The sequence below is a fragment of the Rhodococcus sp. IEGM 1379 genome, assembly GCF_030056815.1.
In the GTDB taxonomy this organism is placed as follows: Bacteria; Actinomycetota; Actinomycetes; order Mycobacteriales; family Mycobacteriaceae; genus Rhodococcus_F.
Genome location: NZ_JASHKR010000037.1, coordinates 1 through 21,084, shown reverse-complemented (window position 1 = coordinate 21,084; position 21,084 = coordinate 1). Strand labels below are relative to the sequence as shown.

Sequence of the window (21,084 nt, the reverse complement as noted above, 5' to 3'; positions counted from 1 at the left end):
CACACGCGCTCCCCACCACACACCTTCTTCAGCGAGGACTCTCGACTGTGACCGACGTCGATCACCCAGACCACACGTCCACCCGCACGATCGTGCATGTCCTTCGCCACGGTGAAGTCCACAATCCCCGCGGGATTCTGTACGGACGGCTTCCGGGTTTCCGGTTGTCGGTGGCCGGCGAGGCTCAGGCACGGGCAGTTGCGGCTGTTCTTGCAGATCACGACATCACCCACGTCGTCGCATCGCCGTTGCAGCGCGCTCAGGAAACTGCCGCGCCCATTGCCGAGGCACACGGTCTCGACATCACGACCGACGACAACGTCATCGAAGCCGGCAACGAATTCGAGGGGCTCAAGGTTGCCGTCGGCGACGGCGCACTCTCGCGTCCCCGCCACTGGTGGAAGCTGCGCGACCCGTTCACACCGTCGTGGGGAGAGCCGTACCTGCAGATCGCGCACCGCATGCTTGCCGCCGTCAATGCCGCTCGCGTCGCTGCTGTCGGTCACGAAGCCGTCGTCGTCAGCCATCAGTTGCCGGTGTGGACGCTGCGCCGATTCCTGCAGGGTGAACGCCTCTGGCACGACCCGCGTCACCGTCAGTGTGGCCTCGCTTCTCTGACGTCACTTGTCTACGAAGGTGACACCCTCGTCGACATCATCTACTCCGAACCTGCTGGTGCCTCCGACCCGAGAGTGACTGGAGCATGATTTTCCGCAAGGTCGCTGCCGCAGTCGCCACGGCTGCTGCAGCGATGCTCTTCCTTTCGTCGTGCGCGACCGGCACCGACGCCGTCGCCCAGGGCGGAACTTTCGACTTCGTTTCCCCCGGTGGGAAGACGAAGATCTTCTACGACCCGCCGTCGACCCGCGGGACCATCGGCAAACTTTCCGGACCGGACCTGATGTCCGAAGGTGAGACCGTCGGCCTCAGCGACTTCGAGGGCAAGGTTGTCGTCCTCAACGTCTGGGGCCAGTGGTGTGGGCCGTGCCGCGCCGAAGCCGACGATCTCGAGCAGGTCTACGAACAGACGCGTGATTCCGGAGTGCAATTCCTCGGCATCAACGTCCGTGACGACACGAAGAACAAGGCGCAGGACTTCGTCGTCGACAACAAGGTCTCGTACCCGTCGATCTACGACCCGTCGATGCGTACTTTGATCGCTCTGGGCAAGGGCTATCCGACGTCGGTCATCCCGACCACCATCGTTCTGGACCGTCAGCATCGCGTCGCCGCAGTGTTCCTGCAGGAACTCCTTGCCGAGGATCTCCTGCCCGTCGTCCAACGAGTGGCAGCGGAAGAGCCTGCGCAGCAATGACAAATACTTCTGTGACTGAAACTCTCGGCGCAGGCGTGGGCGAAGCTTTTCAGAATGCAGCCTCGTCCGGTCCGTTGCTGCTGGCGCTGGGCGCGTGCCTGCTCGCCGGTCTTGTTTCCTTCGCGTCGCCGTGTGTTGTGCCGCTGGTTCCCGGCTACCTGTCCTACTTGGCCGGGGTAGTGGGCGCCGATGCTCCGGCGATTACCGCGGACGAGGCAAAAACCCGAACGATCGCCCGCAGTTCTCGCTTGCGAGTCGCCGGCGCTGCCGGACTGTTTGTCGCCGGTTTCACCGTCGTCTTCGTGTTGGCTACCGCCTCCGTGTTCGGTGTGATCTCCACGCTGCTGATCAACCGCGAAGTACTGATGCGCATCGGCGGCGTTGTCACCATAGCGATGGGCCTCGTGTTCATCGGATTGGTTCCCGCACTGCAGAAAGACGTCCGCTTCGAGCCGCGTCGAGTGTCCTCGTTGGTGGGCGCTCCGTTGCTCGGTGGCGTGTTCGCACTCGGCTGGACTCCGTGTCTCGGCCCGACCCTGGCCGGCGTGATGTCCGTGGCCGCCGGTACCGAAGGCATGACCGCCGCCCGCGGTGTCGCCTTGATTGTGGCCTACTGCATCGGGCTCGGATTGCCGTTCATCTTCCTGGCCCTCGGGTCGGCACGTGCATTGACGGGCGTCGGTTGGTTGCGTCGCAATGCGCGGACCATTCAAATTTTCGGCGGAATCATGTTGGTGGCGGTGGGTATTGCCCTCGTCACGGGCGCGTGGGACCAGTTCGTCGGCTGGGTCCGTGACGCATTTATCTCGGAGGTGACGCTGCCGATATGACAGTTGACGATAAAAACGACAACCCGACTCCAACACTGCCTCGGCAGTCGATGCTCGGTCGCGTCATCGCGCTCGGACGCAATACCTGGCGCGGTCTCACCTCGATGAAGACCGCACTGGTGTTGCTGTTCTTGCTTGCTCTCGCAGCCATTCCCGGTGCACTGCTGCCGCAGCGTTCCCTCAACGAGGGCAAGGTCGCCGACTACATCGCCGCGCGGCCCACACTCGGGCCATGGATGGACAAGCTGGAACTGTTCGACGTGTTCAGCAGTTTCTGGTTCACCGCGATCTACGCCCTGCTGTTCATCTCGCTCGTAGGCTGCATCCTGCCGCGCTGCGTCGAACACGCGAAGGCACTGCGGACACGTCCGGTGCAGGCCCCGCGCAACCTTGCTCGCCTGCCGCACCACACGAAGAGCGTCGCCGAAGGCGAGACTCCGGAGGAGTTGGCTTCGCGTCTGTCGAAGGAACTCAAGGGCTGGCGCGTCGAAACCCGCACCGACGACGAGCGGTCTCACCGCGAAGGTGAAATCACGATCTCCGCGGAGAAGGGTTATCTGCGTGAAGCCGGCAACCTCGTCTTCCACCTCTCGCTCGTCGCGCTTCTGATTGCCATCGCCGCCGGAAAGCTGTTCGGTTACGAGGGCAACAGGATCGTGATCGCTAACGACGGTCCCGGATTCTGCACCACATCTCCGGCCGTTTTCGATTCGTTCGTCGCGGGCCTGAGCCTCGACGGCACCGGGATGACGCCGTTGTGCGTGCGCGTCAAGAACTTCCAGGCCGACTACCTCGAAACCGGCCAGGCCGAGATGTTCACCTCGGACATCTCCTACCAATCCGGTGACGATCTCGAGACCGACACCTGGCGCGATACGACGATCCAGGTGAACCACCCGCTGCGCGTTGCCGGTGACCGCGTGTACCTCCAGGGCCACGGTTACGCACCGACTTTCACCGTCACGTTCCCGAACGGGGAAACCCGCACGGAGACACTGCAGTGGCGACCGGACGACGCGACCACCTTCCTGAGCAGTGGCGCAATGCGTTTCGATCCTCCCGGCGGCATGTACCCGGACGCAGACGAACGACGCAAGAACCAGATCGCCATCGAGGGCCTGTTCGCGCCGACGGCTCTGTTCCACGGCAACCTGTTGTCGTCGAGCTTCCCGGCGATGAACGATCCTGCTGTCGCCATCGACATCTACAAGGGTGATTCCGGACTCGACACCGGCAACCCGCAGTCGCTGTTCGAGCTCAACACCGAGCTCATCAACCAGGGACGCCTGGTTAAACAGGACCGTGTCAACCTGTTCCCCGGCGAGAGCGCGACACTCGCCGACGGAACTCAGGTGCGGTTCGACGGCGCTGTGGACTTCGTCAACCTGCAGGTTTCTCACGATCCAGCACAGCAATGGGTGCTGATTTCGGCACTGACCATGATGGCCGGACTACTGGTCTCGCTGGTGATCAAGCGTCGCCGAATCTGGGCGCGTATCTATCTCGACGAAGAACGACGTACTGTAGTAGAGCTGGGCGGACTTGCCCGTACCGACCATGCCGGTTGGGGCGACGAGTTCGATCGCCTCGCAGATCGCCTACTTGACAGCAATCCCACCAACACGGCTACCAGGCCGCATGCGCAGGAGAATGCCCGATGACAACTAATGAGACTCTCTCTCAGTACAGCGACTGGGCCTTCAAGTCCGCATTCACTGTGCTGGTCCTGGCGTTTGTACTGCTGATCATCCAGTATGCGTCCGCCCAGGCCCGAGCCGTTCAAGACAAAGAACTGGTCGGTGCCGGTGCTGCCGTGGACGCTTCGGCGCCCGGACGAGTGACGGAACGACCGGCAAAACCGTTGGCCGAGCGGTTCGGCGGTATGGGCCGGGCAGTCCTTGTGGTCGGCACCGTTCTGATCTTCGCGTCGATCGTGCTGCGAGGATTTGCCACGGAGCGATTCCCGCTGGGCAATATGTATGAATTTGTCGCGATGGCGTGTGCGGCAGCGTTGCTGGTCGGCCACGTTTTGCTGGCCAAGGCGACGTACCGTCCGATGTGGGTCTTCCTGTTGGCGCCGGTACTGATCCTTATGTTCCTTGCCGGAACCATCCTCTACGCCGACGCAGCGCCGGTAGTTCCGGCACTGCGTTCCTACTGGCTTCCGATTCACGTCACGATCGTGAGCGTCGGATCCGGCATCTTCATGATCGGTGGCATTGCCAGCCTGCTGTTCCTGCTGCGCCTGAAGTTCCCGCCCGGCGAAGAGGGCACCGGCATCGGTGGCCGGATCGCCGAGCGACTTCCCGACGCGCAGACCCTCGACCGACTGGCGTACAAGAGCACTATTATCGCGTTCCCGCTGTTCGGAGCCGGCGTTATTCTCGGCGCGATCTGGGCGGAAGCGGCGTGGGGCAGGTTCTGGGGGTGGGATCCCAAGGAGACGATGTCGTTCATCGCCTGGGTGATCTACGCCGCATATCTGCATGCCCGAGCAACGTCCGGATGGCGTGAAACCAAGGCCGCATGGATCAACATCGCAGGCTTCGTAGCAATGCTCTTCAATCTGTTCATCGTCAACATGGTGGTATCGGGCCTGCATTCCTACGCAGGACTGACCTGATCCCTTCCGGTACGGTGGGGTGTTGCAGACCGCGCGAATTTCGGTGTGCGAGTCGTGACAAGCGTTTTGGGCGCAACATCCCAATCGAACTAGCTGCTTGATAGCTGTATCGTCGTTCTGCATCGCGTAGGTATGCGCGACCGAGAATTCGACAGGGGGGCTGCCATGGCCGACAACAAGGACGACGCGGGGGCGGGGATCTGGGAGCCAGTGCGTCCTGCGGCAAGTCTGCACGAACAGAGTGCGGTCAAGCCGGCGGTGGCGCCTGTTCCGGTTGCCAGGGTTGACCAGGCGAGAGGTATCGGCCCTGCTGCGATTATCGATGCCGGGACACGGAGTCTGTTCGTCGCGCCGACGGATTCAGTCGATCCTCGTCAGGTTCCGCGTACGTCCAGCGAGGGCTTGGGTCCCATGTATGCGCCACCGCAGAATTCGAGGCCGGCGGCACCCCAGGTTCCGGCGGTAACGGCTGCGGGCTCGGTACCCGTTGCGGCGCCGATAGTGGGGCCCAGCGGTCCACGTCAGCCTGTCATTCAGTACCCCGCTGGTCCGCCGGGGTTCACTGCCGACCAATTCTCGACCACGCAGCCGCCGCAGACTTACGAACCCGCGCATCGCGGCGCTCAGCCTGCTGCTGTTGCGAATCCTGCTCCGGTAAATCCAGCGTCTACTAATTCTGTTGTGCCGCAACCAGATTCCGCTGGCACTCCCCGGCGGTTGGTGGTGGCACCCCCAATTCCCACCCCGTCGGCATTAACGGGTGCGCAACCGTCAGTCTTGACGCCGTCGGGACCGCAGATTTTGGCTCCCGGGGCTCCCGGTCAACAGTTGCCCGGGGGACCGCAGGCCGCACCAAGTAGGCCGGAGTCGCAACAACCTGCGTCCGCTCTGCCGATGTCCGCAAAAGACCTCTCCAGCGCATTACTGCTCAAGCAAGTAAAGCCCGCACCGGTCGGGGGATGGCGCAAGGCTCTCTACGCAATGTCCGGGCGTCATCTCAACCTCGGGAACGGCACCAAGGATCAGCGGATGCTCGAGCTGACCCGGCAGATCAATCAACCGCTGCAAGGGTGCTACAAGGTTGCAGTGCTCAGCCTCAAAGGTGGCGTCGGCAAGACGACGACAACGGTCACACTCGGTTCCACGTTCGCGTCGGTTCGAGGAGACCGCGTCATTGCCGTCGACGCCAATCCGGATCGCGGCACGCTGAGTCAGAAAGTTTCTCTCGAAACACCGGCCACGGTGCGCAACCTACTCCGCGACGAAGCGAGCATCGAGAAGTACAGCGATGTGCGCGGGTACACCTCGCAGAGTCGCCACCGACTCGAAGTGCTTGCCTCGGACAGCGATCCGGCAGTGTCCGAAGCATTCAGCGGTGAGGACTACATGCGTACCGTCGACATGCTCGAAAAGTTTTACAGCATCGTTCTCACCGACTGTGGAACCGGATTGATGCATTCGGCGATGAAAGCGATTCTCGACGGATCGAATTCCCTGATCGTGATCAGTTCGGGTTCAGTCGACGGAGCGCGGAGCGCCTCCGCGACTCTCGACTGGCTCGACGCGCACGGGCACAGCAGGCTTGTCGCCAATTCCGTTGCCGTGATCAACGCAGTCCGTCCAGGTTCCGGGAAGGTCGATCTATCGCGCGTTGTCGAGCACTTCGAACAACGCTGCCGCGCTGTGCAGCTGGTTCCGTTCGATCCGCACCTCGAGGAAGGCGCCGAAGTAGATCTAGACCGACTTCGGCCCAGCACTCGTGATGCGCTGTTCGAACTGGCTGCCGCAGTGGCACAGGACTTCCCGCGCCCGCCGCACGGACTCCCCCAGCAGCGCTGAAACCCTCGCAGGGCCGGACTTACGCCGACGGATCCGTCGGCGTGGTGTCCGGCCCTTCGTTTTGCTTGCGTCGAGTTTGCTGATTGACGTTCCAGAGAAATTCGGGATCGTCGTCGGGTCCACGAACGCCACCAACAGGCGTTCGGGTAGACGGAGACGGCCCGAACGCTTTCCACATCAAGACGGCCAAAGTCACCAAACCCACTAACGCCAACAGATACAGCACGGCGCACCTCCTCAGTACAAGGAAGAGCCTACTCAGTCTCCGGTCTGGTTTGCCAGAATCCCCGGGGACGTGTGTTGGGCTTGGTGCGCCGTGCTGTATCTGGTGTAGCTGTATCTGGGTGGAACGGGTGTAGTCGGTGTAGCCGATTTACCTGCGACCCGGCCCGTTCAGTTGTGAGCAGCTTCTGTTGTCAGCGAGCGGAGTAGCTGCATGACCTCGGTCTCGCGGAACCGGCGGTGTCCGCCGGGGGTACGCAGTGATCCCAGTCGCCCGGCGTGCGCCCAGCGCGTCACGGTCTTCGGGTCGACATGAAACAGAGCCGCGACCTGTCCGGGTGTCATGAGTGCGTCTGCGGCTACGTGGAATGTTGGTGCGCTCATCTGATGTTCCTCCGTCTTAGCGTCGAACATTTGGTGTCGAACAGTTGCTCAAAACCTACGCCGAGTTTGTTTCGGCGGCCGCTGCTCACATTCGACCATTTTTCGATTGGTAGCGCAATGTTTGCACAGATGTGGTCAGGTAGTCGAAACTTAAAATTTAGGTAAATAAAAAGTAATAGACAAAGCGGATAAAGCGGGCCGAATTTTTTAATCGCCTCGAGTAGGTAACCTTGGAGTGTGAGTAAGTTGCCTGAACACCCTGAAAACCAGCCTTCCCGCCCGGACCTGACCGAGAGTCGGTCCGCAAACTCTGAGCAAGCAATTGCGTCTGCCGGGGTTGTGACGAAGGGGCAACTGGTACGAGATGTCGTCCTGTATTCGGTCGCCCGACTCCTGCTAGTGGTAGTTATCGGCGGCATCATCATCGGTGGCGGCAAGCTCGCTGGCACGGAAGTTCCGCTTCTCGTAGCAGCACTGTTTGCGGTGCTGATCGCGCTTCCGCTGTCGCTCGCCCTTTTTGCGAAGTTGCGCAAGCGAGTGAACCTCGGCATCGCCGCCGTCGACGCTCAGCGACGCGCAGATCGCGACGATTTGCGGGCCAAATTGCGTGGTGACCAGCGGTGACGTCGGGAACCCGCGATGTCTCCCGTCGGGTCCCTCGGGCCTGGGTGGACAACGCGGTCCGGCTGATCGAGGCCGATGCCCAGCGGAGCGCGGACACTCACCTCGTGCGCTACCCGCTACCGAGTAGTTGGAGCGTCCAGCTCTATCTCAAAGACGAGTCGACGCACATCACCGGCAGTCTCAAGCATCGTCTTGCGCGATCACTTTTTCTCTACGCGATCTGCAACGGTTGGGTTACCGAAAACACGCCTGTTATCGAAGCTTCGTCAGGATCGACAGCAGTCAGCGAAGCGTACTTCGCGAAGTTGCTGGGCCTCGATTTTGTCGCCGTGATGCCGGCGAGCACCAGTCCGGCCAAGGTTGCGTTGATCGAAGCGCAGGGCGGCCGTTGTCACTTCGTCACGGACCCTTCGTCGATCTATTCGGAATCTCATCGTCTCGCCCGCGAGCTGGGTGGGCACTACATGGATCAGTTCACGCACGCCGAGCGTGCAACGGATTGGCGCGGAAACAACAACATCGCGGAATCGATCTTCACTCAGCTCGAACACGAGGAACACCCGGTGCCGGATTGGGTTGTCGTCGGAGCGGGCACGGGTGGAACCGGGGCCACGATCGGCCGTTTCCTGCGCTATCGCAAGTTCGACACGGGCCTGTGCGTGGTCGATCCGGAGCATTCCGTGTTTTTCGACGCGTGGAGTGCGGGTGACCCGTCGATCGTAGGAACCCGTGGATCTCGGATCGAAGGCATCGGCCGTCCGCGCGTAGAACCGTCTTTTATCGGCCAGGTCGTCGATCGGATGATCAAGGTGCCGGACGCCGGTTCCGTTGCGGCTGCACGGCACGCCAGCGCCGCGCTGGGTCGCAAGGTGGGCGGTTCGACGGGAACCAACCTCTGGGGTGCATTTGCGTTGATTGCGGAGATGATGGCGGCCGGTCGTAGCGGAAGCGTCGTCACGCTGCTCTGCGACGGCGGCGAGCGCTATTCGGGGACCTACTACAACGACGAGTGGGTTGCGACCGAAGGGATCGATCTCGAGGGTCCGACGGCTGTGCTGGACGAGTTCATACGATCAGGAATCTGGGCGCCCAACGGCTGATCTCGCACAAACCTACGCAACCGTAGGTTTGTGTATCGTCTTGTTCGAGGGGCATTCTCGAACGACGGGCAGATCATGGACAGTCCAGAAGTTTCACTCGGCAACTACGAAGCCGTGTACGAGTACTACCGGGCGCATCAACAGAATCGGTGGGCGGCGAAACTTGCCTACGCTGCGCTGGCACTGAAGTATCGGCCACGGATCGCCTACGCGCCCGGTGCCGAAGCAGCGTTGACGGCGCTGCTGGAGCGGCGGACACAACTGGTTGTCGCGGTCAATCACCTTACGGAGAGTGACCAATTCACGCTTGCGGCGACGGCGTGGCGTACACCGCTGCGTCGGATGATCGGGCGGACGCGAGTTCTGGCCAAGGACGAACTCTTCGTCGATCCGGCGCAGCGCAAGAAGGTCGACATGATGGGCAGCATCCCGGTTTTCCGTAGCAAGAACCACGGACTCCGCGCAGTGTCGGATGCGGGCCGCGTGATGATGGACGTTGCCGCCGAACGTCTGAACAGCGGGGATTGTCTCGCGATCTTCCCTGAAGGAACGTGCAACGTCGAGGACCCGAAAACGCTTCAGCACGTCAACAGCGGAATCGGCCATATCGTCTCGCGGGCCGAGAAGTTGGGGTGCTCGCCAGCTCTCGTGTCGATCGGAATCAGCTACGGTCCGGGCATCGGAAATGTTAAGCGCGCAAGTGTTTTCGTCGGAACCCCGGTGGTTGATCTGGGTGGGAAGCCGATGGATATCGCCCGCGTCGTGCAGGGGGATTTGCAGCACGCAGTTGACGGAGCAGTGGCCAGCTACTGATCTGATCGGTCGAGATGTGTCAGCATTCGGGCATGACATTTCTGGCACGTCTCATCGTCAACGGAATCGCTATCTGGCTCGCGTCCCTGTGGGTCACCGGCATCACGATCGAAACCAAACAGGACGACACCTGGGGAACAGTCCTGGTCATTGCCGTTATCGCGTTGATCTTCACGATCGTCAACGCCCTGATCAAGCCGGCATTGAAGTTACTGTCCTTGCCGCTGTTGATTCTGACGCTCGGCCTGTTCACCTTGGTGATCAATGCGCTGATGCTCCTGCTGACTGCGTGGCTGTCGACGTCACTGGACGCAGGATTGCACATCGACGGTTTCTGGACCGCGGTCTGGGGTGCCTTGATCATCTCGATCGTGAACTTCGTTCTCGGAGCGTTGGTGCCCGAGAAGCGCTGATCAAGACAAGCTAAGGGCAACCGCCGTCGTGGCACCCCAGACGAGCATTGCCAGTCCGGTGTCGCGCAGCGCCGGAATCAAGGCCATTCCCTGACCGCCGGTGCGCAGTGGTGCGTTAGCTCGGATTGCCAGCGGCAACGCGAGCAGTCCGAGCAACGCCCACGGGGTTCGAAGAATGAGTAGCAATGTCGCGATGAACGGCACTGTCAGCAGGATGATGTGCAGCACACGAGTTCTGGCGTCGCCGAGACGAACTGCGAGGGTGATCTTGCCGGACTCCGTGTCTGTCGGAATGTCGCGCAGATTGTTGGCCACCAGCACGGCACTCGAGAAGGAACCGATGGCCACCGCACCGGCCAATCCAGCCAGATCCACGCGCTCGGCCTGCACGAACTGCGTTCCCAACACAGCGATCAGACCGAAGAAGATGAACACGGCGATCTCGCCGAAACCGCTGTAACCGTAAGGCTTCTTGCCGCCCGTGTAGAACCAGGCGCCGATGATGCAGAACACTCCCACAGCGACCAGCCACCAGGCCGTCGTCGCCGCCAAAGCGAAGCCCGCCACTGCGGCAATCGCGAAACAACCGATCGCGGCGGCTTTCACCGATCCGGGGCTCACCAGCTTCGAGCCCACCAGCCGCAGCGGGCCAACACGATCGTCGTCGGTGCCGCGGATTCCGTCGGAGTAGTCGTTGGCGAAGTTCACGCCGACGATCAAGGCCAAGGAGACTATCAACGCCAGCAGTGCCTTCCACCACACTGCGAGGTCCAGCGATGCTGCAGCGCCGGTGCCGACCAGCACAGGTGCAATCGCATTCGGGAGGGTGCGCGGCCTCGCGCCTTCGATCCATTGAGCAGCTGTAGCCATGCAACGATCTTTGCACTGTGCAATACGATTGAACGCGGTGGATCAGGACAAGGCTCGAGACGCGGTGGACATAGGGTTGCTCGGCGCTGTCTCGACCAGTACCGGGGACCGTTTGGTTGCGTTGCCCGGGCCACGGGCGCGGGCACTGCTCACTGTCTTGGCTCTCGTTCCCGGTCGGCCCTGTCCGGCGCAAAACCTCATCGAGGAAATCTGGGGGTCCGATCCGCCGCGGTCACCCATGAACGCTTTGCACACACAGGTTTCACGCTTGCGGTCCGCGCTGCCGGAAGGTTCGGTGGAAGTTACGGCGGCGGGTTATCGGCTCACAGTGCCGCGAGATCGAGTGGACCTCGCCCGGGCGCAGGACGCGCTTCGTGGCGTTCGCGCCGACGCCGATTCCCGAGAGTCATTGAGGGTAGTCACCGCGGCACTGAGTTTGTGGCGGGGAAGCGCCGGGGACGACGTTGTCGGAGTGCCGGGGGAGCAGCTGGCTTCGACCGCATCGCGCCTGCACGACGAGCTTTCCGCCGTGAGACTGCACGTCCTCCTTGCTCTCGGTGACTTCTCCGACGCACTTCCGGTTGCGCAAATCCGTCACTCCGGCAACCCCTTTGACGACACGGCCGCCGGGGATCTGATGCGAGCGCTGGCCGGCTTGGGTCGCACCAATGAGGCGCTCGAGGTGTTCGCCGCATTCAAGGCGCACCTGGCCGATCGTTTGGGCGGCGATCCGTCCCCCGGATTGGTGGAGCTGAATGCCGCGCTTCTGAGTACGCCGCTTCCGAGAGCGGCGTCTGCTCCGGCGCGGAGCACCCGGGCAATCGGTCTACGTGCAGCGCCCAACTCATTGCTCGGCCGTGCCAGTGATATCGAAAACGTCGAGGAGTTGCTCTCGCGTTCGCGTGTGGTGACTGTTCTCGGTCCGGGTGGTGCGGGAAAGACCCGTCTGGCACACGAATTGGGGTTGCGTGCGTCGGCTCGTACCTCCGTGGCGTTGGTCGAACTGGCGGCGCTGCGCAGCAGTGAGGACGTCATCGCAGCGATCGGGGCTACTCTCGGTATCAGTGAATCCGACTTGGCACCAGGACGATTGACAGTCGGGCGAACGCATTCGGCACGTGAGCGTCTTGCCGAAGCACTGTCGGCCGGTCCGATGACGCTCATTCTCGACAACTGCGAGCATGTGATCGGTGCTTGTTCGGATATCGTCGCAGAACTGATTGCGGCCGGTGGGCAGTTGACCGTCCTGGCCACCAGTCGATCGCCCCTGATGATCAGTGCCGAAGTCGTGTATCCGTTGCCGCCGTTGGCTATCGAAGGCAATGCCGGATCGGCAGTGGAGTTGTTCTCGGCCCGGGCCCGTGCCGTGCGACCCTCCGTACGCCTGGATGCGGAAACCGTCGGAAAGCTGTGTACGACACTCGACGGCTTGCCGTTGGCCATTGAATTGGCGGCGGCGCGAGCCCGCACGATGAGTGTCGAGGAAATCTCCTCGCGCTTGAGTGATCGTTTCGCTCTGCTTCGATCCGGAGACCCGACGTCCCCGGACCGGCATCGCACGCTGCACGCGGTCATCGACTGGAGTTGGAATTTGCTGGGGGCCGAGCATCGAGTGGCGCTCGCCCGATTATGCCGATTCCCAGCAGGTTTCACCTTGGCATCGGCTGAGGCGGTTGCCGAATGGGGGCAGTTGGCTGACGTCGCCGACGCAGTCGAAGCACTGGTCAATCAATCATTGCTCTCGGTGGTCGACACGTCGAACGGGCTGCGCTATCACATGCTCGAGACGGTTCGGGAATATGGCGAGGAACAACTGGCGGCGCTGGGTGAGGGAGCGGAAGTTCTTCGGCGACTGAACCAATGGGCCGTCGATATCGCCGCGGACGCGCGGAAGCGTTCGCGGTCCGACCAGGTTCGGCTTGCCGCCGAGATCGACGAGGAACACGACAACCTTCTGGCAGTTCTGCGATGGGCCGTCGAACGCGGTGACGGCCGCGTAGTGGCGAATGTCTTTCCGGTGCTGGGATTACTGTGGGCGATCCGAGGATCACACTCGGAAGTCGCGAACTGGGCACCCAAGGTAGTCGAGGCCACGAACAACCATGATTTGGCTGACGTCAATGCCGAACTGGCGGCGATGACATTCATGATGGTGGCCATGCACCTGCTCTTCGGGGCATATACGAGGGATCACGCCCGAGCACGTCTGCGTCTGCGAAAGATCCTGCGCGAGAGGGACGATCTGGCACCGACGTTCGTGTTCCTCATTCGATTGATGGTCGGCCCGCAATCCGGATATCGGGTGGCGCGATTGGTGGCCGAGGGCATGCGTAGTCCGGACGTCGAGACACGGATGGCAGCACTCGCAACCCGGGCGAACATGCGCGAGAACCTCGGCGACCTGCGCGGCGCACTCGGTGACTCCGAAGAACTTTTGCGGTACGCGTGCGGGATCGGGGACGAGTGGGGTGTTGCCATGGCCGCTCAGCAGGTGGGGTCGGTGCACAGTCAATCCGCGCGGTATATCGAAGCCGTCGCGTTCTACGCGATGGCAGCAGCGTCCACGGAACGGCTCGGTGCTCACGAAGAGGCATTGCAGCTCATCAGTTTTCAAGCCGGCGCACTGATTGCAGGCGGCGATACCGTTGGCGGACGTGCGTTGCTGGATCAGATTCGTCCTGCATTGGCTGTATCGGGTGGGAGCGCTGCGATGGAGAACGCTCCGCGGCGCGCTGCGCTGTTCGCCAGTGTTGCCGAGGCCGATCTGGCGGAAGGGCACATCGAACTCGGGCTCGGTCACTATCGGGAGGCTCTGGAACTGCTCGGTGGTGAGGTCGAGAATGTGTACGGAGATCCGTTTGTCGTTCTGCTCAGCGCGGCAGCGGTATGCGCGCACGCGGTGCACGGGGAGTTTGCGTCGATGGTTGATCGAGTGCGCCGGATGAGTGAATCCAGCGTGATCAAGTTGCACCCCAACGGATATGCGGATCTACCGCTCGCAGGTTCGGTGGCAGCGGCCGTCGGTGCCTACGATTTATGCACCGGAAACTTGAGCCGCGGAACGGAATTGATGGCACTGTCCGTCAAGATGCCGGGGCGACAGGACTTCTTCTCGCTGCACCACGGACGGCTCGAGGCATTTGCGGCCGGAATCGTCGGGGAAGACCGGTGGCGTGTCGAGATGCAGAAGGTCTCCGGCCTCTCACGCAGAGCGGTCCGCGAAGCAGTTCTGGCTGCGCTTCGCGGACCGCTGGAAAACTAGTTTCCTTACGTCTTACGCATGTACATCCGCACGGTCAGCGGCGCCATCACCGCCACGATCACGGCGGCGCCGACCAGGGACCATACGACGTGGATGCCGAAGTGACCATCATTGGCCAGTTCTCGGACTGCGGTCACCAGGTGTGAAACCGGGTTGGCATTCACGAACTTCTGCAGCCAACTCGGCATGGTGGCAGGATCGACGAACGCGTTGGACAGGAACGTCAGCGGGAACAGCACGAGCATCGAAACACCCTGCACCGTAGACGCTTTGTTCATCATCACGCCCATCAACGCGAAGATCCAACTGATCGAGAACGCGCAGACCATCACCAGGATCGCGGCCGAGAGAATACCCACAGCTCCACCGGCGGGGCGGTAGCCCATCGCAAAACCGACGATGAACGTAATGGTCGTCGCGATTCCGTACCGCACGACGTCGGCAAGCAAGGCGCCGGACAGGGGGGCGATGCGCGCAATCGGCAGAGACTTGAAGCGGTCGAACACACCCTTGTCCATGTCTTCACGTAGCTGGGTGCCGGTGACGATGGAACCGGTGATCACTGTCTGAACCAAGATGCCGGGGATGATCGTCGGCAAATAGGCCGTGACGTCGCCGGCGATGGCCCCGCCGAAGATGTACGTGAACATCAGCGTGAAGATGATGGGCTGGATGACGACGTCGAACAACTGCTCCGGGTTGTGCTTGATCTTGAGAATTCCGCGATACGCCATGGTGAAGGTATTCGCGAAGCTCTGCTCGAGACTGATGCGCCTCGGAACATGGTCGGTGACCGGCGATTGGGGAGTTGTCAGCGTAGTGGTCATACGGGAATCCGATCGGAGTCGTTGTCGGAATCGGCGTCGTTGCGGCTACCGTCTTCGGGCTGATGCCCGGTGATGGTCAGGAACACTTCGTCCAAACTGGGCTTTTGTACGTTGATCTCGTCCACGGCGATGCCGCGTTCCCGCAGGCGAATCAGCAGGTCGGCGGTGACGGAAGGATCGCTCATCGGAGCGGTGACCCGGCCGACCTCGGGCGTTACGGCAACCTCGACGCCGAGCATCGCTGCGATGATCGACCGGGCCTCCTCGGTGCGATCCCGCTCGACCAACTTGAGGTGCAAGGAGGAAATGCCGACCGAAGCCTTGAGTTCGTCGGCTGTGCCGTTCGCGATCACACGACCTCGATCGATCACGGCGATCCGATCGGCGAGCTGGTCCGCTTCGTCGAGGTACTGGGTGGTGAGCATGACCGTCGACCCCTCGGCGACCAGACGGCGGATCGTCTCCCACATCTGAGCGCGGGTTCTCGGATCAAGGCCGGTGGTGGGCTCGTCCAGGAACAGCAACGGAGGGCGGGCAATCAGGCTGGCGGCCAGATCGAGGCGTCGACGCATACCTCCGGAGAAGTTCTTGAGCGGCTTCGTAGCCGCGTCGGTCAGATCGAACTCCTCGAGAAGTTCGAGCGACTTCTTGCGAGAATCTTTGCGGCTCAAGCCGAGTAACCGCGAGAAGATCACCAGATTCTCGGTGGCGGTCAGATCTTCGTCCACCGAGGCGTACTGCCCGGTCACTCCGATCAGCGACCGAACAGCAGTCGGCTCGCGGCTGACGTCGTGGCCGAAGATTCGGGCCTCCCCGCCGTCGGGGCGCAGGAGTGTGGCGAGCATGCGGACCGTCGTGGTCTTGCCTGCTCCGTTGGGGCCGAGGACCCCGAAGACCGTGCCGGTGGGAACGGTGAGGCTGACGCCGTCGACGGCGCGGTGCTCGCCGAACTTCTTGACCAGGCCCTCGGCTTCGATGGCAAAAGGCGAAGCTGTGTGGTTCATGGTGTAAAGCCTGACAGAGTGCGCTTGCATATGTCTTGCATGGAACTTGCGGACGCTTGCACCGAAAATGCGGCTAGAGGTAGCCCATTCAGTTGGATGGGCCCAGAGTCCCGACTAGTGGGCGTGATCAGGACGAATTATAATATTTCGTTACGATCCGTAATGGAAATTGTGTGAAACCCGCCACAAATTGCCGCCGCTCAAATGCGCTGCTGCCAAGTTGGACGGCATGGCGGTTCCGCGACCGAATGCGAGTGGGTAATCGCAAACTTTGTCGGAGCTGGCCAGGAAATGGCGTCCGAGACGTAGCAATCAACATGCAAAGGACGCGTTCGTGAACCTGACGAGGATGACACCCGTAATAGTCACCCTTGCAGCATTCGGCCTGCTCGTATCGGGCTGCCTCGCGCCACAGATCGTGCAACGACTACTCACCGTGGTCCGGGAGGCAGTGGACATTCCGAGGAAGAGTAGCGGGTAGATCGATCAATTTCTGCGCCGGTGGGTCGGACGTGTGGACTGCTGTTCCACACGTCCGACCCACCGCTGTTTCACGGGCTCAGGCAAACTGAGGTTGCTCGATGATCTGCACATCGGCGTTGGGATCCTCGGCACGGACCGCGAGAGCGAGACCTTCCATGAACCTTTTGTACATGCTGTAGCCCAGCAATTGTTTCGGAGTGACCGGAATGAAGAACATTGTTTGCTGGGTTGTCTTGAACATGTCGATCTCGCTTCTTGCGCTTGCACTATCGCCTTGATTTGTTATGTGGACGTCGAAGGTCATCATGCTCGCGCCCACCCATGAGCGAATTGAGTAGCTGATGGTGCCGGCTTGGCTTCCTTCGAACCTTATCTTTGCGGTACTGCCGGCATTCTCGGCGACGTAATGCGCCAATTCGGCCAAGCGGTCAGCGCTGAGTCGGCCGCTGACGGTGATGTGCGAATTCGAGAATTTGTGAGTGGCAACCATAGTAACTCTGCCTCCTGAAATTGGGTGGATGTCGTGAATCAGTAAGGTCCGTTGGGATAGTGAGTATTGTCGGGATGCACGGTCGGGTAGGGTGCCGGCGGTGGTGGCGGTGAGCCTGGGAACGGCTGGCTGCTGGGGTACTGCTGGCTATTCGGGAAATGCTGCGCGCCTGGTGGAGGTGTGACCGGGGGAGGCATCGATCCCGGGCGATTCGAAAGATTTCGCTTCACTTGATCCCATCTGCCCCGGTCACGCGCCCACTGAACGGCACCGACGATGCCGCCGCCGATCACGAGGATGAGGATCCACCCGCCGAACCCTGATTTTCCGGAAACCTTGAGGCCGCGCTTGGCCAGGAATTCGGTCGATTCCGCAGCATTCACAGTAGAGAGATGTTGGGTTGCGAGATTGTGCAGTTCGAGGAGTGTGCTCATGATCGTTTCACCTATTCGAAGTATGGCGATTCGTCTTTGTCTGCGATTTCGGCCTGATATTTCCAATGAGAAGATAGTTAGCCGAAGTATCTTTACTAACTTTAGGAAAAGATTACTTATCGGCCTTCTCGGATATGGACAAGTTCATCTTTTTCGGTGGGTCTCTACGATTTGAAGATTAGCGCAGTGGTGTAGTGCCGAACAGTCCTCTGAATGAATGACAGTGCGACCCGCGGCAGAAGTCTCGGTTCGCGCAATTCCGCCTAGCTGAAGCGGGCCACTAATGCTGCGCGGTCGACCTTGCCGGGCCCGCGCAGGGGGAGTGAATCCACGATGAAGAGTTCGCGGGGCGCTGCCGTCGCATCCACGGTGCGCTGAGCATGCGCGCGTAACTCTTCGAGCGACGGCGGTGTCCCCTCGGGCACCACGACGGCCACAACCCGTTGCCCGAGACGGGGATCGCTGACACCGATGACAGCGCACTCCCGTACCGCAGGATGGTCGATCAGTGCAGCCTCGACCACCTGCGGTACGACGGTCAGGCCGCCGGTCGAGATCGCCTCGTCGAGGCGCCCGCTGATGCGCAATCCACCGTTGACCACGGATCCGGCGTCGTCGGTGCGGAACCAACCAGGCTCGGCAAAAGCGGGATGGTCGGGAAGCCCGCGGTATCCCGACGCCAGCATCGGTCCGCCGAGCAACACCCGGCCGTCGTCGATGCGGATTCTTGCTCCGGCCAACGGGATTCCGTCGTACACACAACCCCCGGCGGTCTCGCTCATGCCATACGTACGCACGACGATGATGCCCGCAGCAGTGGCCTGTTCGAGAACCGGTGCCGGAGTTGCGGCGCCGCCCAGAAGGACTGCGTCGAGGGAAGCGAGTGCTTCGACGGCGCCTGGATCACCGAGTGCCTTGACCAACTGGGTGGGCACCAAGGATGTGTACCGACGCGGTCCGCTCATCGAAGAAATGGCGCCGGAAAGTGTTGCGGGAGAAAAGCCTTCACTGACGTCGACAACTACCGGTTCGGTTCCCGCGAGTGCGCTGCGGAGCAACACCTGCATCCCGGCAATGTGATGAGGGGGCAGGGCCAGCAGCCAGGAACCGGGCCCGCCCAGGTGTTCGTGGGTGGCCTCGCCGCTGGCCCGCAAGGCGTCGGCGCGGAGCATTGCGCCCTTCGGGGTGCCGGTGGTGCCAGACGTTGCGACCACCAACGAGATAGCATCTTCGATGGCCTCATCAGGACGCAACGCATCGGTGAGCCTGGCGGTTTCGCGGGTATCCGCGGCCGGGACGGGGAGTACTGCAGAGTGGTTGCCGTCGAGAATCTGCGCGATCCGCGGCATCATTGCGAGAACCGCCTCGCCCTGCGGAACCGGCAGTGTGCGAAGAGTATTCACCGTCGGTCGTCCGGTTCGGCCAACGGCCAGCCACCCACAGCGAGATGGCTGCGCACGCGGTCGACATCGGTTTCCAGGGGCATCTCGTTGGTGATCTTGGTGATCAGCACCTGGATGTCGGTTTTCTCGATCGGGAGATCACCATCCTCGATCAACGCATCGGCGACAGCGTCGACCTCGGTTTCGGAGAGTCGACGCGTCAGCAACGCGAACAACGGAATGTAGTCCTGTTCGGGAACACCATTGGGATAACCGGCCCGCAACCAACCGACTATCGAGGTGAGGAAGGGCGGAAGGGCCATGGTGTCAGCTCACATCTCGAACTTCGCTGCTGACGTTGTCCTCAGCGACGGGCCACCCGCCTGCGCGTAGACGCGCGGTCACACGGTCGACGTCCTCCTCGGACGACTCCTCGTTCAGGATTCCCGCGATGATCGCTCGGATGCTGTCGTAATCGACGTGCCGGTCCGGAACTTCGTGTGCGGACTCGATGGACATGGCGACGACCTGCTCGATTTCTTCGTCGGTCAGACGTCGACGCAAGACGGCGAGCAGCGCAAAATGATCCTTGTCCGGGATTCCCTCGGGGTATCCCGCCCGCAGCCAGTCGAGCACACTGCGCAATGAATACTTGCTCAAATCCTCGGCCTCGTTTTCGTTTCGGTAGTGGAGTGGGTTAGTCGTAGCACCCAACTCAGAAGACGTTGATCCCGAACGTGCTGGCCAAGAAGTTCTTCATCAGCAGCAGTATCCCAGCAAGGATCGTGATGAGCACAACCGCGAAGCACAGGTAGGCGCCGGCTCTGCCCAGCGGGCTGGGTCCGTCGGTGCCGTCGGCGTTCTGCAAGCTCAGGGATTTGAGGCCGAATGCGAAGATCGCGGGCAATCCGGCTCCGAAGAGTAGGCCGACGGCAACTACCTGCCAGAGCGAACTGAGGGTATCGGTGATGAGGTGCATTCTCGTCTACCCCTTTCAGGAGTTGTGGGTGGTCTCGGGGGACGGTTCGGGATCTACGACGGTGACCGCTTGATCCTCGTCCCATTCCGCCGTCACATTGGCGGCGTCTACGGGTTCTTTACGCGAACGCAGGTACATGAACACGGCGAAGGCGATCAAGGCGGCGAACACGATCAGCACGCCGGCGAGGCCGCCGATGTAATGCGCGAGCGCCCAGCAGATCGCGCCGACGATGGCCGCGGACGGGAGAGTGATCAACCACGCGGCACCCATGCGGCCGGCGACGCCCCAGCGGACTTCGGCGCCCTTGCGGCCGAGGCCCGTTCCGAGGATGGAGCCGGTGGCGACGTGGGTCGTGGAGAGGGGGAGTCCGAGGTGGCTGGACGTCAAGATGATGGCAGCGGATGATGCTTCGGCTGCGAGTCCCTGCGGCGCCGCGATCTCGACCAGGCCCTTGCCCAGTGTGCGGATGATGCGCCAGCCGCCGAGATACGTTCCCAGAGCGATGGCTACGGCGCAGGTGAACTTCACCCAGAAAGGCATTTCCGCATCGGCGGTGATGGACCCGTGCGCGACAAGGGCCAAGAAAATGACGCCCATAGTCTTCTGGGCGTCATTGGTGCCGTGCGCTAGTGAGATCAGTGAGGCGGTGCCGACCTGGCCGAAACGGAATCCGCGCTCACGCTCGTCTTCCTTGACGGAGGCCGTGATGCGGTACACGAGTTTGGTGCCGACACCGGCGACCAGCGCCGCGACAACAGGCGCGAGGAGTGCTGGGAAGATGACCTTGGTGGCGACGCCACCCCACTCGACTCCACCCATGCCAATGGAAGCGATTGCAGCACCGATCAATCCGCCGAACAGGGCGTGCGAGGAACTCGACGGCAAGCCCAGCAGCCACGTCGCGAGGTTCCAGATGATGCCGCCGACGAGGCCGGCGAAAACAATCAGCAGCAGGTCTTGCCCGCTGACGGTGTTGAGATTGACGACGCCCTTCGCGACAGTCGCTGCAACTTCGACCGACAGGAAGGCGCCGACCAAATTGAGTATGGCGGAGAGTGTGACCGCGACCTTCGGTTTGAGTGCGCCGGTGGCAATGGATGTGGCCATTGCATTGCCGGTGTCGTGAAAACCGTTCGTGAAATCGAACGCGAGGGCGGTGACAACTACCACCAGGAGGATTACGAGCT

General features: G+C 61.7%; 23 protein-coding genes. 11 read left to right on the top strand and 12 right to left on the bottom strand.

Features of this window, described 5'->3' with window-relative positions; all coding sequences use genetic code 11:
- Window positions 1-47: 47 nt before the first annotated feature.
- The 6 genes from QM600_RS18745 (at window position 48) to QM600_RS18720 (ending at window position 6,607) form a co-directional block, all read left to right on the top strand.
- Window positions 48-707 (top strand): histidine phosphatase family protein, encoded by a 660-nt coding sequence (locus QM600_RS18745; protein ID WP_243619701.1) that lies wholly within the window; start codon window positions 48-50, stop codon window positions 705-707.
- Window positions 704-1,315: a TlpA disulfide reductase family protein gene (locus QM600_RS18740; RefSeq protein WP_283263024.1), complete on the top strand. Its 612-nt coding sequence runs from the start codon at window positions 704-706 to the stop codon at window positions 1,313-1,315. Before QM600_RS18745 ends, QM600_RS18740 begins: the two co-directional genes overlap by 4 nt.
- Window positions 1,312-2,145 (top strand): cytochrome c biogenesis CcdA family protein, encoded by an 834-nt coding sequence (locus tag QM600_RS18735; RefSeq protein WP_283263023.1) that lies wholly within the window; start codon window positions 1,312-1,314, stop codon window positions 2,143-2,145. Before QM600_RS18740 ends, QM600_RS18735 begins: the two co-directional genes overlap by 4 nt.
- Window positions 2,142-3,806, top strand: a complete 1,665-nt coding sequence (gene resB / locus QM600_RS18730; protein WP_283263022.1) for a cytochrome c biogenesis protein ResB — start codon at window positions 2,142-2,144, stop codon at window positions 3,804-3,806. The genes QM600_RS18735 and resB overlap by 4 nt, the downstream gene beginning before the upstream one ends.
- Window positions 3,803-4,768 carry a c-type cytochrome biogenesis protein CcsB gene (ccsB, locus tag QM600_RS18725; protein ID WP_283263021.1) on the top strand — a complete coding sequence of 322 codons (966 nt, stop codon included), beginning with the start codon at window positions 3,803-3,805 and terminating at the stop codon, window positions 4,766-4,768. Before resB ends, ccsB begins: the two co-directional genes overlap by 4 nt.
- A 411-nt stretch (window positions 4,769-5,179) precedes the next feature.
- The gene (locus QM600_RS18720) at window positions 5,180-6,607 is read left to right on the top strand and encodes a MinD/ParA family ATP-binding protein (RefSeq protein ID WP_283263054.1); all 1,428 of its coding nucleotides are present in this window, start codon (window positions 5,180-5,182) and stop codon (window positions 6,605-6,607) included.
- Window positions 6,608-6,626: 19 nt separating this feature from the next.
- On the opposite strand, the gene QM600_RS18715 is transcribed toward QM600_RS18720, so the two are convergent.
- Together QM600_RS18715 and QM600_RS18710 are read right to left on the bottom strand one after the other, a co-directional pair.
- Window positions 6,627-6,833, bottom strand: coding sequence for a hypothetical protein (locus QM600_RS18715; protein ID WP_094271765.1), 207 nt, complete (start codon window positions 6,831-6,833; stop codon window positions 6,627-6,629).
- 167 nt (window positions 6,834-7,000) lie between these two features.
- A complete protein-coding gene (locus tag QM600_RS18710) occupies window positions 7,001-7,213 on the bottom strand; it encodes a BldC family transcriptional regulator (protein WP_094274852.1) in 213 nt (70 codons plus the stop codon).
- 237 nt (window positions 7,214-7,450) lie between these two features.
- Here QM600_RS18710 and QM600_RS18705 point away from each other — a divergent pair, with 237 nt between their 5' ends.
- The 4 genes from QM600_RS18705 to QM600_RS18690 all read left to right on the top strand — a co-directional run bounded on the left by QM600_RS18705 (window position 7,451) and on the right by QM600_RS18690 (window position 10,163).
- The gene (locus QM600_RS18705) at window positions 7,451-7,837 is read left to right on the top strand and encodes a DUF4229 domain-containing protein (protein ID WP_283263020.1); all 387 of its coding nucleotides are present in this window, start codon (window positions 7,451-7,453) and stop codon (window positions 7,835-7,837) included.
- Window positions 7,834-8,937, top strand: coding sequence for an L-cysteine desulfhydrase Cds1 (gene cds1 / locus QM600_RS18700; RefSeq protein WP_283263019.1), 1,104 nt, complete (start codon window positions 7,834-7,836; stop codon window positions 8,935-8,937). Before QM600_RS18705 ends, cds1 begins: the two co-directional genes overlap by 4 nt.
- Window positions 8,938-9,012: 75 nt before the next feature.
- A complete protein-coding gene (locus QM600_RS18695; protein WP_283263018.1) occupies window positions 9,013-9,750 on the top strand; it encodes a lysophospholipid acyltransferase family protein in 738 nt (245 codons plus the stop codon).
- A gap of 32 nt (window positions 9,751-9,782) precedes the next feature.
- Window positions 9,783-10,163, top strand: coding sequence for a phage holin family protein (locus QM600_RS18690; protein ID WP_283263017.1), 381 nt, complete (start codon window positions 9,783-9,785; stop codon window positions 10,161-10,163).
- On the opposite strand, the gene QM600_RS18685 is transcribed toward QM600_RS18690, so the two are convergent.
- Window positions 10,164-11,033, bottom strand: coding sequence for a 1,4-dihydroxy-2-naphthoate polyprenyltransferase (locus QM600_RS18685; protein WP_283263016.1), 870 nt, complete (start codon window positions 11,031-11,033; stop codon window positions 10,164-10,166).
- Here QM600_RS18685 and QM600_RS18680 point away from each other — a divergent pair.
- On the top strand, window positions 11,032-14,295 hold the full coding sequence (locus tag QM600_RS18680; protein ID WP_502943021.1) for an AfsR/SARP family transcriptional regulator: 3,264 nt from the start codon (window positions 11,032-11,034) through the stop codon (window positions 14,293-14,295). The genes QM600_RS18685 and QM600_RS18680 overlap by 2 nt on opposite strands.
- Before the next feature lie 5 nt (window positions 14,296-14,300).
- Here the strand turns inward: QM600_RS18680 and QM600_RS18675 are convergent, their stop codons facing one another.
- From QM600_RS18675 to QM600_RS18635, 9 genes are all read right to left on the bottom strand, one after another.
- On the bottom strand, window positions 14,301-15,122 hold the full coding sequence (locus QM600_RS18675; RefSeq protein WP_283263014.1) for an ABC transporter permease: 822 nt from the start codon (window positions 15,120-15,122) through the stop codon (window positions 14,301-14,303).
- Window positions 15,119-16,126, bottom strand: coding sequence for an ATP-binding cassette domain-containing protein (locus QM600_RS18670; RefSeq protein ID WP_283263012.1), 1,008 nt, complete (start codon window positions 16,124-16,126; stop codon window positions 15,119-15,121). The genes QM600_RS18675 and QM600_RS18670 overlap by 4 nt, the downstream gene beginning before the upstream one ends.
- A 559-nt stretch (window positions 16,127-16,685) precedes the next feature.
- A complete protein-coding gene (locus tag QM600_RS18665; protein WP_283263010.1) occupies window positions 16,686-17,099 on the bottom strand; it encodes a hypothetical protein in 414 nt (137 codons plus the stop codon).
- A 38-nt stretch (window positions 17,100-17,137) separates the two neighbouring features.
- A complete protein-coding gene (locus QM600_RS18660) occupies window positions 17,138-17,533 on the bottom strand; it encodes a hypothetical protein (RefSeq protein WP_283263008.1) in 396 nt (131 codons plus the stop codon).
- A 263-nt stretch (window positions 17,534-17,796) separates the two neighbouring features.
- A complete protein-coding gene (gene menE, locus QM600_RS18655) occupies window positions 17,797-18,936 on the bottom strand; it encodes an o-succinylbenzoate--CoA ligase (protein ID WP_283263006.1) in 1,140 nt (379 codons plus the stop codon).
- Window positions 18,933-19,238 (bottom strand): DUF3349 domain-containing protein, encoded by a 306-nt coding sequence (locus tag QM600_RS18650; protein WP_283263004.1) that lies wholly within the window; start codon window positions 19,236-19,238, stop codon window positions 18,933-18,935. Before QM600_RS18650 ends, menE begins: the two co-directional genes overlap by 4 nt.
- A 4-nt stretch (window positions 19,239-19,242) precedes the next feature.
- Window positions 19,243-19,575: a DUF3349 domain-containing protein gene (locus tag QM600_RS18645; protein ID WP_283263002.1), complete on the bottom strand. Its 333-nt coding sequence runs from the start codon at window positions 19,573-19,575 to the stop codon at window positions 19,243-19,245.
- A 55-nt stretch (window positions 19,576-19,630) separates the two neighbouring features.
- Entirely contained in the window at window positions 19,631-19,894 is a 264-nt protein-coding gene (locus tag QM600_RS18640) for a hypothetical protein (protein ID WP_283263000.1), read from the bottom strand.
- 15 nt (window positions 19,895-19,909) lie between these two features.
- Window positions 19,910-21,084, bottom strand: a 1,175-nt coding sequence (locus QM600_RS18635) for an inorganic phosphate transporter (protein WP_283262997.1), incomplete at its 5' end; no start/stop codon positions are given.

Coding starts and splice junctions, on each gene's coding strand:
- QM600_RS18740 (WP_283263024.1), top strand. CDS start 704: ATGATTTTCCGCAAGGTCGCTGCCGCAGTCGCCACGGCTGCTGCAGCG.
- QM600_RS18735 (WP_283263023.1), top strand. CDS start 1,312: ATGACAAATACTTCTGTGACTGAAACTCTCGGCGCAGGCGTGGGCGAA.
- resB (WP_283263022.1), top strand. CDS start 2,142: ATGACAGTTGACGATAAAAACGACAACCCGACTCCAACACTGCCTCGG.
- ccsB (WP_283263021.1), top strand. CDS start 3,803: ATGACAACTAATGAGACTCTCTCTCAGTACAGCGACTGGGCCTTCAAG.
- QM600_RS18720 (WP_283263054.1), top strand. CDS start 5,180: ATGTATGCGCCACCGCAGAATTCGAGGCCGGCGGCACCCCAGGTTCCG.
- QM600_RS18710 (WP_094274852.1), bottom strand. CDS start 7,213: ATGAGCGCACCAACATTCCACGTAGCCGCAGACGCACTCATGACACCC.
- QM600_RS18695 (WP_283263018.1), top strand. CDS start 9,013: ATGGACAGTCCAGAAGTTTCACTCGGCAACTACGAAGCCGTGTACGAG.
- QM600_RS18690 (WP_283263017.1), top strand. CDS start 9,783: ATGACATTTCTGGCACGTCTCATCGTCAACGGAATCGCTATCTGGCTC.
- QM600_RS18680 (WP_502943021.1), top strand. CDS start 11,032: ATGCAACGATCTTTGCACTGTGCAATACGATTGAACGCGGTGGATCAG.
- QM600_RS18685 (WP_283263016.1), bottom strand. CDS start 11,033: ATGGCTACAGCTGCTCAATGGATCGAAGGCGCGAGGCCGCGCACCCTC.
- QM600_RS18675 (WP_283263014.1), bottom strand. CDS start 15,122: ATGACCACTACGCTGACAACTCCCCAATCGCCGGTCACCGACCATGTT.
- QM600_RS18670 (WP_283263012.1), bottom strand. CDS start 16,126: ATGAACCACACAGCTTCGCCTTTTGCCATCGAAGCCGAGGGCCTGGTC.
- QM600_RS18665 (WP_283263010.1), bottom strand. CDS start 17,099: ATGGTTGCCACTCACAAATTCTCGAATTCGCACATCACCGTCAGCGGC.
- QM600_RS18660 (WP_283263008.1), bottom strand. CDS start 17,533: ATGAGCACACTCCTCGAACTGCACAATCTCGCAACCCAACATCTCTCT.
- QM600_RS18650 (WP_283263004.1), bottom strand. CDS start 19,238: ATGGCCCTTCCGCCCTTCCTCACCTCGATAGTCGGTTGGTTGCGGGCC.
- QM600_RS18640 (WP_283263000.1), bottom strand. CDS start 19,894: ATGCACCTCATCACCGATACCCTCAGTTCGCTCTGGCAGGTAGTTGCC.